This window comes from Erwinia pyri, from assembly GCF_030758455.1.
GTDB lineage: Bacteria > Pseudomonadota > Gammaproteobacteria > Enterobacterales > Enterobacteriaceae > Erwinia > Erwinia pyri.
The window spans coordinates 560,681-572,859 of the sequence record NZ_CP132353.1 but is presented as its reverse complement, the minus strand read 5'-3'; the positions used below and the strand labels follow the sequence as shown (position 1 = coordinate 572,859).

Annotated in this window: 13 protein-coding genes; 4 read left to right on the top strand and 9 right to left on the bottom strand. The window is 55.0% G+C overall.

Going from position 1 to position 12,179, the window contains the following annotated elements; translation table 11 throughout:
- The first annotated feature begins 64 nt into the window (after positions 1-64).
- On the top strand, positions 65-376 hold the full coding sequence (locus Q3V30_RS02750; RefSeq protein ID WP_428979232.1) for a GIY-YIG nuclease family protein: 312 nt from the start codon (positions 65-67) through the stop codon (positions 374-376).
- On the opposite strand, the gene Q3V30_RS02745 is transcribed toward Q3V30_RS02750, so the two are convergent.
- Both Q3V30_RS02745 and ubiT read right to left on the bottom strand, forming a co-directional pair.
- Positions 360-866 carry a GNAT family N-acetyltransferase gene (locus tag Q3V30_RS02745; protein WP_306210243.1) on the bottom strand — a complete coding sequence of 169 codons (507 nt, stop codon included), beginning with the start codon at positions 864-866 and terminating at the stop codon, positions 360-362. The two genes, Q3V30_RS02750 and Q3V30_RS02745, sit on opposite strands and share 17 nt — an antisense overlap.
- The gene (gene ubiT / locus Q3V30_RS02740; protein ID WP_306210241.1) at positions 860-1,387 is read right to left on the bottom strand and encodes a ubiquinone anaerobic biosynthesis accessory factor UbiT; all 528 of its coding nucleotides are present in this window, start codon (positions 1,385-1,387) and stop codon (positions 860-862) included. Before ubiT ends, Q3V30_RS02745 begins: the two co-directional genes overlap by 7 nt.
- A gap of 206 nt (positions 1,388-1,593) precedes the next feature.
- Between ubiT and ubiU the strand changes: the two genes are divergently transcribed.
- The 3 genes from ubiU (at position 1,594) to Q3V30_RS02725 (ending at position 4,724) form a co-directional block, all read left to right on the top strand.
- Positions 1,594-2,589: a ubiquinone anaerobic biosynthesis protein UbiU gene (gene ubiU, locus Q3V30_RS02735; RefSeq protein ID WP_306210239.1), complete on the top strand. Its 996-nt coding sequence runs from the start codon at positions 1,594-1,596 to the stop codon at positions 2,587-2,589.
- Between the two features lie 10 nt (positions 2,590-2,599).
- On the top strand, positions 2,600-3,478 hold the full coding sequence (locus Q3V30_RS02730; RefSeq protein WP_306210237.1) for a U32 family peptidase: 879 nt from the start codon (positions 2,600-2,602) through the stop codon (positions 3,476-3,478).
- Between the two features lie 238 nt (positions 3,479-3,716).
- Positions 3,717-4,724 (top strand): luciferase-like monooxygenase, encoded by a 1,008-nt coding sequence (locus Q3V30_RS02725; protein ID WP_306210235.1) that lies wholly within the window; start codon positions 3,717-3,719, stop codon positions 4,722-4,724.
- A 129-nt stretch (positions 4,725-4,853) separates the two neighbouring features.
- Here Q3V30_RS02725 and Q3V30_RS02720 read toward each other — a convergent pair whose 3' ends face one another.
- The 7 genes from Q3V30_RS02720 to rbfA all read right to left on the bottom strand — a co-directional run bounded on the left by Q3V30_RS02720 (position 4,854) and on the right by rbfA (position 12,138).
- Positions 4,854-6,791 (bottom strand): DEAD/DEAH family ATP-dependent RNA helicase, encoded by a 1,938-nt coding sequence (locus Q3V30_RS02720; protein WP_306210233.1) that lies wholly within the window; start codon positions 6,789-6,791, stop codon positions 4,854-4,856.
- 16 nt (positions 6,792-6,807) lie between these two features.
- Entirely contained in the window at positions 6,808-6,864 is a 57-nt protein-coding gene (gene yrbN / locus Q3V30_RS22720) for a protein YrbN (RefSeq protein ID WP_106382000.1), read from the bottom strand.
- A gap of 104 nt (positions 6,865-6,968) precedes the next feature.
- Positions 6,969-7,853 carry a lipoprotein NlpI gene (gene nlpI, locus Q3V30_RS02715; RefSeq protein ID WP_306210231.1) on the bottom strand — a complete coding sequence of 295 codons (885 nt, stop codon included), beginning with the start codon at positions 7,851-7,853 and terminating at the stop codon, positions 6,969-6,971.
- 120 nt (positions 7,854-7,973) lie between these two features.
- Entirely contained in the window at positions 7,974-10,109 is a 2,136-nt protein-coding gene (gene pnp, locus Q3V30_RS02710; RefSeq protein WP_306210230.1) for a polyribonucleotide nucleotidyltransferase, read from the bottom strand.
- A gap of 293 nt (positions 10,110-10,402) precedes the next feature.
- On the bottom strand, positions 10,403-10,672 hold the full coding sequence (rpsO, locus tag Q3V30_RS02705; RefSeq protein ID WP_024966694.1) for a 30S ribosomal protein S15: 270 nt from the start codon (positions 10,670-10,672) through the stop codon (positions 10,403-10,405).
- A gap of 108 nt (positions 10,673-10,780) precedes the next feature.
- Positions 10,781-11,725, bottom strand: a complete 945-nt coding sequence (truB, locus tag Q3V30_RS02700; RefSeq protein ID WP_306210227.1) for a tRNA pseudouridine(55) synthase TruB — start codon at positions 11,723-11,725, stop codon at positions 10,781-10,783.
- Positions 11,725-12,138, bottom strand: a complete 414-nt coding sequence (gene rbfA, locus Q3V30_RS02695) for a 30S ribosome-binding factor RbfA (protein ID WP_306210224.1) — start codon at positions 12,136-12,138, stop codon at positions 11,725-11,727. The genes truB and rbfA overlap by 1 nt, the downstream gene beginning before the upstream one ends.
- Positions 12,139-12,179 lie beyond the last annotated feature (41 nt).

Below are 12,179 nucleotides of genomic sequence, written 5' to 3'. Positions count from 1 at the left end.
CCTGAAAACGTTACTTTGCCACATCTGCGGCGGGTTTTGCTATGCTGCGCAGAGAGGAATTAAGATGGCTGAACCGATGAGTGAAAGTGAACCTGCGCCGTGGCGCCTTTACATCCTGCGCACCGCCAGCGGTATGCTCTACACCGGCATTTCCAATGACGTGGCAAGGCGTTTTGGGCAGCATCAGTGTGGCAAAGGGGCGAAAGCGCTGCGTGGCAAAGGGCCGCTGGAACTGCTGTTCCAGTGTGATGCGGGCGACCGCTCCAGCGCTTCACGCCTGGAGTATCAGGTAAAGCAGTTAAAGAGGCAGGAAAAAATCAGGCTGATTGAGCACCAGCCTGTTTCGTTAAGCCTGTGGCTTAACGCACGCGGTTGAAAGGCTCGGCGTAATCGATATGCCCTTCCGTACCGGTGAAAGCATTGTCGGCCAGTTTATAAACCTGGAAAGCGGCTTCCGTCCCCGGCCAGCGGCAGCGCAGCTGGTGGCGGGCGGCTGGCTCGAATCCGTAGCGTCCATAATAGGCCGGATCGCCCACTACCACCACGGCGGCATAGCCAAACTCATTCAGCGTATCCAACCCTTCATAAATAAGCTGCTTGCCCAACTGTTGGCCACGAACGCTTTCATCAACCGCTAATGGCGCTAATCCCACCCACTGGTTATCTTCGCCATTCAGCGTAACCGGACTGAATGCCGCGTAGCCAAGCACCTGTCCCTCCTCGTCGGTGGCGACAACGCCCAGCGTGAGCAGACCATCTTCACGCAGCTGCTGGACCAGCTCAGCCTCCGCTGGGGTGGCAAAACAGCGGCGCAGCAGACTGTCTATGCTGGCGGCATCTACCCCAATTTCAGTACGAATTAACATGGTGCACCCGCGCGATCCGCTGGGGAATTCGCGTCCTCAGTCAGTCCAGCCTCAACCAGATCGGCCAGTTGCATTAGGCCAAAGCGCAATGGCGCCGGCATGAATTCAAGCTCAATCGCATCCATCAGATTTTTCACTTCAAGCCCCAGTTCCGTATCCCCTTCAATCACTAACCGGCGCTGGAAGAACAGCGTATCGGGATCCTGTCGGCGTGCAGCCACCAGCAGCAGATCGTTCGCGTCGCCACGAAACCAGACGTCAGCCTGTGCGTGGTCCGCTACCCGTAATTTCCCCTGCTCAACCGTTGTTGCCCAGCGCAGCCCCAGATCGCGGATCTCAATACCTAACCAGCGCCCCTCCAGAAAGTCTAACTCACCTTCGGTCAGAGCATGATGAAATTGCCAGCTGAGGATCTGCTGCAGCAGCTGTTTCTTCAGCATGAAAGGCACAAGTTGCACGGGAATTCGCAGCCATTGGGGGCCTTTTCGCACAAGTTGAGCGCGTAATGGGTTCAACACCATTCTGACTCCTTTTAGGTAAATTTCGGCTATTCTGCCATATCAGCAAAACAGATCGGGCAGGTGGATCAAAAAAGCGCGCGAACTTTCCGGTTTTTGTCGGTAAATCTTCTTCCCATCAATACGCCATTAGCTGCCTTAAATCAAAAGTTGTCGTCCTGAGGCTGACTAAACTCAACGTTTCCTCTGTTTATCCGGAATTTCTTCATATGGAACTGCTTTGTCCTGCAGGTAATCTGCCCGCCCTGAAAGCGGCGATCGAAAACGGCGCAGATGCCGTCTATATCGGCCTGAAAGATGACACCAATGCCCGCCACTTTGCCGGTCTGAACTTCACAGAGAAACGCCTGCAGGAAGCGGCCCGTTACGTTCATCAGCATAGACGTAAACTGCACGTTGCGATTAATACTTTTGCCCATCCGCAGGGGTATCAGCGCTGGGAGCGCGCTGTAGATATGGCAGCGCAGGCGGGCGTGGATGCGCTGATTCTGGCGGATATTGCGATGCTGGAATATGCCGCCAGCCGCTACCCGCATATTGAGCGTCACGTCTCTGTCCAGGCTTCAGCGACTAATGTGGAAGCGGTGAATTTTTATCAGCGCCATTTCGACGTTGCCAGAGTGGTCCTGCCCCGCGTGCTCTCGGTTCATCAGGTGCGCCAGCTTGCGCGGGCGACGACGGTTCCTCTCGAAGTGTTTGCTTTTGGCAGCCTCTGCATCATGGCGGAGGGGCGCTGCTATCTCTCCTCTTATCTTACAGGCGAGTCACCGAATACGGTGGGAGCCTGCTCGCCGGCACGCTTTGTGCGCTGGCAGCAAACCTCTGCCGGGCTGGAGTCCAGGCTGAATGAAGTGCTGATCGATCGCTATGCTGCTGATGAAAATGCTGGTTACCCCACGCTCTGCAAGGGGCGCTATAAAGTTGAAGAGGCGCCTTATCACGCCCTGGAAGAGCCCACCAGCCTGAATACGCTGGAGCTGCTTCCCACGTTGCTGGCAGCCAATATTGCGTCGGTAAAAATCGAAGGTCGCCAGCGCAGCCCGGCTTATGTGGCACAGATTGCCCGTATCTGGCGCCAGGCAATCGACAGCTGCAAAGCCGATCCTGAACATTTCTCCGCGCACCCCAACTGGATGAAAGCCCTGAGTTCCCTGAGTGAAGGGACGCAAACCACGCTGGGCGCCTATCATCGTGAATGGCAGTAAAGGATATCCCATGAAATATGCATTAGGCCCGGTGCTCTGGTACTGGCCGCAAGAGACGTTACAGGCATTTTATCACTCCGCGGCAGAAAGCCAGGCTGACATCATCTATCTGGGCGAAACGGTCTGCAGCAAACGCCGCGCCACGAAAAGCGCCGACTGGCTGGCAATGGCAAAGGAGCTGGCTGCGGCAGGAAAACAGGTGGTTCTCAGTACGCTGGCGCTGCTGCAGTCTCCTTCCGAGCTGAGCGAACTGAAAAAGTATGTCGATAACGGCGAGTTTCTGATTGAAGCCAATGATATGGGTACGGTGAATATGGCATCGCTTGCCGGACTTCCCTTTGTCGCAGGCCATGCGCTGAACTGCTACAACGCCGTAACGCTGAAGCTGCTGCTGAAACTGGGCATGGTACGCTGGTGCATGCCTGTGGAGCTCTCCCGCGACTGGCTGGCTAACCTGCTCACACAGTGTGACGAGTTGGGGATCCGGCATAAATTTGAGGTCGAGGTGCTGAGCTACGGGCATCTGCCGCTGGCTTATTCAGCCCGCTGCTTTACCGCCAGAGCAGAAAACCGCGGGAAAGATGACTGCCAGACCTGCTGTATTAACTGGCCCCAGGGCCGGGCGCTGCGTTCTCAGGAGGAGCAGCAGGTGTTTGTGCTGAACGGTATCCAGACGATGAGCGGCTACTGCTATAACCTGGGGAATGACCTTATCTCCATGCAGGGACTGGTCGATATTGTTCGCCTTTCTCCTGAAGGAAAAGAGACGCTGACGATGCTGGAGGCGTACCGGGCAAATGAAACGGGCAAACATCCTTTGCCGCTGGCCCCGGGGCAGAATTGCAACGGCTACTGGTGGCAGGTGGCGGGGCTGGAACTGGTGAACTGATCGCCGCGCGAGCCTGGCGTCCGCCCGCTCCCCCTGAAAATAAATGGCGTTTAAATATGGGGTGCGAAGGGTATACTGAACTTATCAAGTCCTGAATTTTTGCAGGGGATTGGCGTCCCTTGCAGGCTGCCTTTATCAGCTGGAAAGTGCTGCAAATTGCCAATCCTTCTGCTAAAAATTGGTTCAGGATAGAGATTTGCAACGGCGCTAGTCCCGCCCTTCGAATAAGTGAGCAATTATGTCTGATAAAAAAAATGTCCCGCTCTCCGTCCTCGATCTGGCCCCAATCCCTCAGGGTGCAACGGCGCGTGACGCTTTTCACTCCTCCCTCGCCCTCGCGCAGCAGGCAGAGAAGTCTGGCTATAACCGTTACTGGCTGGCTGAACACCACAACATGACTGGCATCGCCAGCGCCGCAACCTCGGTGCTGATTGGTTATCTGGCGGCTAACACCAGCACTCTGCGTCTGGGCTCCGGCGGCGTGATGCTGCCTAACCACTCTCCGCTGGTGATTGCGGAACAGTTCGGTACGCTGGAGTCACTCTATCCTGGCCGTATCGATCTGGGGCTGGGCCGCGCGCCGGGTTCCGATCAGCGCACCATGATGGCGCTGCGTCGTCATATGGGAGGACATGTCGACAATTTCCCGTCAGACGTGGCTGAGATGATCTCGTGGTTTGACGCCAAAGAGGGCGATCAGCCTGCGGTACAGCCCGTGCCTGGACTGGGGTTAAAAATTCCCGTCTGGCTGTTGGGCTCCAGTCTCTACAGCGCACAGCTCTCCGCACAGCTTGGCCTGCCCTTCGCCTTTGCCTCGCACTTCGCGCCCGATATGCTCTACCAGGCGCTGCATCTCTATCGTGAAAACTTCAAGCCATCCGCCCGCCTTGAGAAGCCGCATGCAATGGTCTGCGTCAATGTGGTCGCGGCCGACAGCGAACGGGACGCGCGCTTTATGTTTACCTCGATGCAGCAGCAGTTTATTAACCTGCGTCGCGGCAGGCCTGGCCCGCTTCCGGCACCGGTCGAAAATATGGATAACCTCTGGTCACCTTCAGAACAGTATGGCGTGCAGCAGGCGCTGAGCATGTCGATTGTGGGGGATATGGAAAAAGTCCGTCAGGGTCTGACCTCGCTGATCCGCGAAACTCAGGCTGACGAAATCATGGTGAATGGTCAGATTTTTGATCAGCAAGCCCGCATCCGCTCTTTTGAGCTGGCGATGGAAGCGCATAAGTCGCTCTGAACGCCGGTGAGTTAGGGCGGTCAGGAGTGATATCCAGCTCGCCTTTTTTGCCTGCTCAGAACGCCGATTTCAGTTTATAGCAGACATAAAAAAACCAGCCCGAAGGCTGGTTTTTTATTGCGTCAGTGATTATGCATCACGACGACGTGGGGGTGCAGAACCTTCAGGACGTGGACCGCGGCTGTTGCCACCGTCACGGCTGAAGCTACCGCTACGACGCTCACCGCCGCCGTTGCGATCGTTGCTGAAGCGACGACCACCTTCAGGACGGGCTGCACCATCACGGTTACCGCCACCAAAGCCACCACGTCCGCCAGGGGCTGCACGACGCTCACCGCCACCGCTACGCTCGTTGCTTCTTGGCACTGCATCGCCAATCAGCTGCATATTCATCGGTTTGTTCAGAATACGGGTACGAGTGAAATGCGTCAGAATGTCACCCGGCATGCCTTTCGGCAGCTCGATGGTGGAATGTGTACCGAACAGCTTGATGTTACCGATGTAACGGCTGCTGATATCACCTTCGTTAGCAATCGCGCCCACGATGTGACGAACTTCAACGCCGTCATCGCGACCCACTTCAATGCGGTAAACTTCCATATCGCCAACGTCACGACGCTCACGACGAGGACGATCCCCTGCCGCTTCGCTACGTGGTTCACGCGGACCGCGGTCCGGACGATCGCCACGACGGTCATCACGCTCTTTGAACTCACGGCGCGGACGCTGTGGCGCATCAGCAGGAACGATCAGAGGACGTTCACCCTGAGCCATTTTCAGCAGAGCGGCGGCCAGCGTTTCGATATCCAGCTCATCTTCTGCAGGCTGCATTTTGCTCAGCAGCGCGCGGTACTGTTCCAGATCGCTGCTTTCCAGCTGCTGCTGTACTTTAGCCGCGAACTTAGCCAGACGACGCTCACCCAGCAGTGCTGCGTTAGGCAGTTCAACTTCTGGAATAGTCAGCTTCATGGTGCGTTCAATGTTGCGCAGCAGACGACGCTCGCGGTTCTCAACGAACAGCAGAGCACGGCCGGCACGACCTGCACGACCGGTACGGCCGATACGGTGAACGTAAGACTCCGCATCCATAGGGATGTCGAAGTTAACCACCAGGCTGATGCGCTCAACGTCCAGGCCACGGGCCGCAACGTCGGTAGCAATCAGGATATCCAGACGACCATCTTTCAGGCGCTCCAGAGTCTGCTCACGCAGGGCCTGGTTCATGTCACCATTCAGCGCGGCGCTGTTGTAACCGCTGCGCTCAAGCGCTTCAGCAACTTCCAGCGTGGCGTTTTTGGTACGCACGAAGATGATAGCCGCATCAAAGTCTTCCGCTTCCAGGAAGCGAGTCAGTGCATCAGTCTTACGACCAAACGCAGTCCAGTAGCTCTGGCTGATGTCCGGACGGGTAGTCATGCTTGACTGGATACGCACTTCCTGCGGATCTTTCATAAAGCGTTTGGTAATACGACGAATCGCTTCTGGCATGGTTGCAGAGAACAGTGCGGTCTGATGACCCTCTGGGATCTGCGCCATGATAGTTTCAACGTCTTCGATGAAGCCCATACGCAGCATTTCATCGGCTTCGTCCAGCACCAGGCCGCGCAGGTTAGAGAGATCTAACGTGCCGCGTTTCAGGTGATCCAACAGACGACCAGGTGTACCCACAACAACTTGTGGTCCCTGACGCAGAGCGCGCAGCTGTACGTCATAACGCTGTCCGCCGTAAAGGGCGACCACGTTAAGGCCTTTCATATGTTTAGCAAATTCGGTTATAGCTTCGCCTACCTGAACCGCCAACTCACGGGTTGGTGCCAGCACCATAATCTGAGGTGCTTTCAGGGAGCTATCAATGTTGTTCAGCAGTGGCAGCGAGAACGCTGCAGTTTTTCCGCTTCCTGTCTGAGCCATACCCAGAACATCACGGCCCGCCAGCAGGTGTGGAATACACTCCATCTGGATTGGGGAAGGCTTCACGTAGCCCATACCGTTCAGTGATTCGAGGAGATCGGCGCTCAGGCCCAGGTCAGCAAAAGTGGTTTCAATAGTGGTTTCAATATCAGTCATGTAGTACACGTGCCTCTTAGATTGCGGCGGCCAGTCTACATAACTCGTCGTGAAAACATTCAGTCATTTTCATCAAAAAGTGTGAACCGGCTCAAATTAGTGGTTTCGACGAACAAGAAAGCCCTCATCCGCTAAGATGATGACATTCGAGAAAAAAGGGCAATAAAAGTTCGTCAGCTATTGCTGGTCAGATTCTGATAAATCGTCTTGTGTCTGGCCGAGTAGCGCCAGCTCCAACAATGCATATCGGTGCTCAACGAAGTTATGTACGTTGTTTGCAACCGTCAGCTTGAACAACGCTTCTGCGTCGTCCTTCTCCCCCAGACTTAGGTAATGTTTACCTAAATAGAAGTTGGTTTCACTGAGATGTTCAGCGAGCGAGGTGTTATCCGTTGCGTCTGCCTTGAGACTATCCATCAGCGTACTTTCGCTGATATTTCCCAGGTAGAACTCGACAATATTCCATCCCCATTGGTCTCTGACCGCTTTTTCATAACGCTGTTTCAGCGCTACTTTAGCCTTGTCGGCGTCTATCTCTCTTTCGTCGAGATACAGCCACAGGCTACGGAAAGGATCGTTAGGATCGTCTTGATAAAACGCCAGCAGATCATCTTGCGCTAATTTAAACCTTCCACCGTAGTAGAGTGCGATACCGCGGTTTAAATGCGCATAATTGTAAGTTGGATCAAGCTCAAGTACAGAATCGAACGCTTCATAGGCAGCATCAAAGTTCCCTGCCTGCGTTAAATATATGCCTAAGTAATTGAATACTTCAGGCATATCCGGTCTGACAGATAACGCTAATGAAAAATCATTCCGCGCCAGTGCCCTCAAACCCAAACTATCATACAACACTCCGCGCTCATATAACAGCTGTGCGCGTTCATCATCGCTAAGGGATCGACTGGCAAGAATTTGTTCCATGCGCGCCAGAATGACTTCCTGTTGCAGCGTAGGCTGCAGCGGAACAGCCAGAACCTCGTTCTTACGCCAATCCGAGTTGCTGCATCCTGCCAGCGTTAAAGCTGTCGCAACGAAACACCAGCGCAAAAAAGGCTTCATTTCCCACTCCCAAATACCAACATTGGGATGACAATCCTTTCATCCGCCTGCCGTGCACAAGGTGTCGTCCTACCCTCGCGATGATACAGCTCTCCCTGACCACAGGGAGAGCGTCCGACATTATTCTGCTTCAGGAGCTACTGGTGCCGCGCCTGCTTCCGGCTCAGCCGTCTGCTCGGTCGCTTCTTTGATGCTCAGGCGTACACGGCCCTGACGATCAACTTCCAGAACTTTCACCGGCACTTCCTGGCCCATCTGCAGATAATCGGTCACTTTCTCAACGCGCTTGTCAGCGATTTGAGAGATGTGGACCAGACCTTCTTTACCGCCGCCGATAGCCACGAAGGCACCGAAGTCTACGATGCGGGTCACTTTACCGTTGTAAATGCGGCCCACTTCAATTTCAGCAGTAATCTCTTCGATACGACGGATAGCATATTTCGCTTTGTCACCGTCGGTCGCTGCGATTTTAACGGTACCGTCATCTTCGATTTCGATGGTGGTGCCAGTCTCTTCGGTCAGCGCACGGATCACAGAACCGCCTTTACCGATCACATCTTTGATCTTGTCCGGGCTGATTTTGATGGTGTGGATGCGTGGAGCAAACTGCGAGATATCGCCGCGCGGTGTGCTGATAGCCTGTTCCATTACGCCCAGGATGTGCAGACGCGCGCCCTTAGCCTGGTTCAGTGCCACCTGCATGATTTCGCGGGTGATCCCTTCAATTTTAATGTCCATCTGCAGCGCGGTGATACCTTCACGGCTACCGGCTACTTTGAAGTCCATGTCGCCCAGGTGATCTTCGTCGCCCAGAATGTCAGACAGAACCACAAAGTTCTCGCCTTCTTTGACCAGGCCCATCGCAATACCGGCTACGGCTGCTTTGATCGGTACGCCGGCATCCATCAGTGCCAGAGAAGCACCGCACACGGAAGCCATAGAAGAAGAACCGTTTGATTCAGTAATTTCTGACACTACACGCACGGTGTACGGGAATGCGTCGCCTTTAGGCATCACGGCCAGCACGCCACGCTTCGCCAGACGACCGTGACCAATTTCACGACGCTTAGGCGACCCAACCATACCGGTCTCACCTACGGAGTACGGAGGGAAGTTGTAGTGGAACAGGAAGTTATCGGTGCGCTCACCCATCAGCTCATCCAGGTTCTGCGCGTCACGGGCAGTACCCAGCGTTGCGGTAACCAGAGCCTGAGTTTCACCACGGGTAAACAGCGCGGAACCGTGAGTACGTGGCAGTACGCCAGTGCGCACGTCCAGACCACGGATCATATCTTTTTCGCGGCCATCAATACGCGGCTCGCCACGCAGGATACGGCTACGCACAACGTTCTTTTCCAGCGTATGCAGGATGTCGTTGATTTCACCCGCGTCCAGCGTGGCATCTTCCGCCAGCAACGCTTCAGTGGTTTCTGACTTGATCACGCCAACCTGAGTATAACGCTCTTGCTTTTCAGTGATCAGGTACGCTTCGCTCAGGCGAGATTCCGCCAGGGCGCTGATACGTGAATGTAAAGCTTCGTTGACAGCTTCTGGCTGCCAGTCCCAGCGAGGTTTGCCCGCTTCGGCAACCAGGGAGTTAATCTGGTCGATAACGATCTGCTGCTGCTCATGGCCGTAGACCACGGCGCCCAGCATCTGATCTTCGCTCAGCACTTCCGCTTCAGACTCAACCATCAGCACGGCGCCCTGGGTACCGGCAACTACCAGGTCCAGTTTGCTCTCTTTCAGCTCATCGGTGGTTGGGTTCAGAACGTACTGGTCATTGATGTAGCCCACGCGAGCGGCACCGATAGGACCATTGAATGGCAGGCCAGAGAGGCTCAGCGCTGCGGAAGCACCGATCATTGCCACGATGTCTGGATTCACCTGCGGGTTAACGGAAACCACGGTTGCAATAACCTGGACTTCGTTAACAAACCCTTCCGGGAAGAGTGGGCGAACCGGGCGGTCAATCAGACGCGAAGTCAGCGTTTCGCCTTCGCTCGGACGGCCTTCACGACGGAAGAAGCTGCCCGGGATACGACCAGCAGCGTAGGTACGCTCCTGATAGTTAACGGTCAGCGGGAAAAAGTCCTGGCCTGGCTTGGCGCTTTTCTTGCCTACAACGGTAACGAACACTGCAGTGTCGTCCATGCTTACCATTACGGCTGCCGTTGCCTGGCGAGCCATCATACCGGTCTCAAGGGTGACGGTATGCTGACCATACTGGAATTTTCTTACGATCGGGTTCAGCAAAATTATGTCCTTAACGTACTGGCAAGGCACTGACCCTGCCGTTAATTTTCAATCCCCATCTGCATCCTCGCGACTAATGACAACCCTAATCCCTTATGGGACAAAGCCTCTCATTAGCCGCGCGAACCTCTGCAACTGAAGATCACACGCTGCAACAATACAATAGTTTGGCCTGAAATGCTGCGGTTCACCTGAAAAAAGGGGCCATAAAGGCCCCTTTTTAGCGAAACTCGCACGAATCTGCCTTGATGCCTGTGTGGCGCACCGTGATGCGCCGTGGCAGACTCTAAGATTTAGCGACGCAGACCCAGACGTTCGATCAGGCTGGTGTAACGTGCAACATCTTTACGCTTCAGGTAATCCAGCAGCTTACGACGCTGGGAAACCATGCGCAGCAGACCGCGACGGCTGTGGTGGTCTTTTTTGTGCTCAGAGAAGTGACCCTGCAGATGGTTAATCTGTGCAGTCAGCAAAGCAACCTGAACTTCGGTAGAACCACTGTCATTCGCATCACGACCGTAATCAGCAACGATCTGCGCTTTAGTTTCAACACTTAGAGACATGATACAACTCCAAATTATAAGATAAATGTACAGGTGCCGATCTCTAATTCAGCAACCCAATGGTAAAGCCGCACTATTCTACTCTGAGCCACAGGCTTACGCAAATGACTAGTCGGAATATTCTACAACCAGCCGACGAGGCGCTACGCGACCATCCTCAGCAATTTCCGCCATGCCAATGAACTTTTGCTCATCGCCTTCCGTTACCCGCACCAGCCCGGAGGTGGGTGCATTAGCAGCCTGTACCGGCATCCCCTGCTTAAAGTAAGCGGAGACGGTAGTCGGCAGGTTCACTACAGGCCAGGCGGCAGCCGGACTGTCCATCGGCATCAGCAGCGGATCCAGCAGCTCTGCAGGCGTACGTTCGGTTCGGAAAGCTTCTTCGCTCAGCGCGGCCAGCTGCTCCAGCGTCACCATGCTGGTAATGGGATAGGTGGCGACCTGCAAACGACGCAGATAAATCACATGTGCGCCACAGCCCAGCATCTCACCGAGGTCGTCGGTAATGGTGCGGATATAGGTGCCTTTTGAGCAGTGGATCTCCAGCTCAAGCTCATCCCCTTCCCAGCGGATAAACTGCAGCTCATAGACCGTGATGCTGCGGGCTTCGCGCGGCACTTCAATACCTTCACGGGCATACTCATAGAGCTTGCGCCCCTGATACTTCAGCGCAGAGTACATGGAAGGTACCTGCTGGGTTTCCCCGCGGAAGCTCTCCAGCGCACGCTCCAACTCCTGCTGCGTAAACGCAACCGGACGTTCGCTGATAACCTGACCGTCAGCATCAGAAGTATCGGTCCGCTGCCCGAGACGAGCAATAACGCGGTAGCGTTTATCGGAGTCCAGAAGATACTGCGAGAACTTGGTGGCTTCACCCAGGCAGATCGGCAGCATGCCCGTCGCCAGAGGATCCAGCGCGCCCGTATGACCAGCGCGGTTAGCCGTGAACAACCGTTTTACTTTTTGCAGGGCGTCATTGCTTGAAAGCCCCTGTGGTTTGTCCAGCAGCAGCACACCGTGGACGTCGCGACCGCGACGACGAGGACGGCTCATTACTCTTCCTTCTTCTCTTCTTCCTGCTCTGCGTCCGGACCACGACGCTCGGCGTCGTTTCTCACCACGTTAGTGACCAGGTTGGACATGCGCATCCCTTCGACCAGCGAGTTGTCGTAGAAGAAGGTCAGTTCCGGCACGATACGCAGGCGCATCGCTTTACCCAGCAGTGAGCGGATATAGCCCGTGGAATCACCCAGCGCGCGCAGGCCGCTTTTGATAGCGTCTTCATCTTTGTCATTCAGGAAGGTGACAAACACTTTGGCATAGGCCAGGTCACGAGAGAGATCGACACCTGAAACGGTGACCATCATGCCCAGACGGGGATCTTTAATCTCACGCTGTAAAATGATAGCGATCTCTTTTTGCAGTTCCTGAGAGACACGCTGTGGGCGACCAAATTCTTTCGCCATATTAATACTCTCCAAATAATTCGGGAGGCACGGCGGCCTCC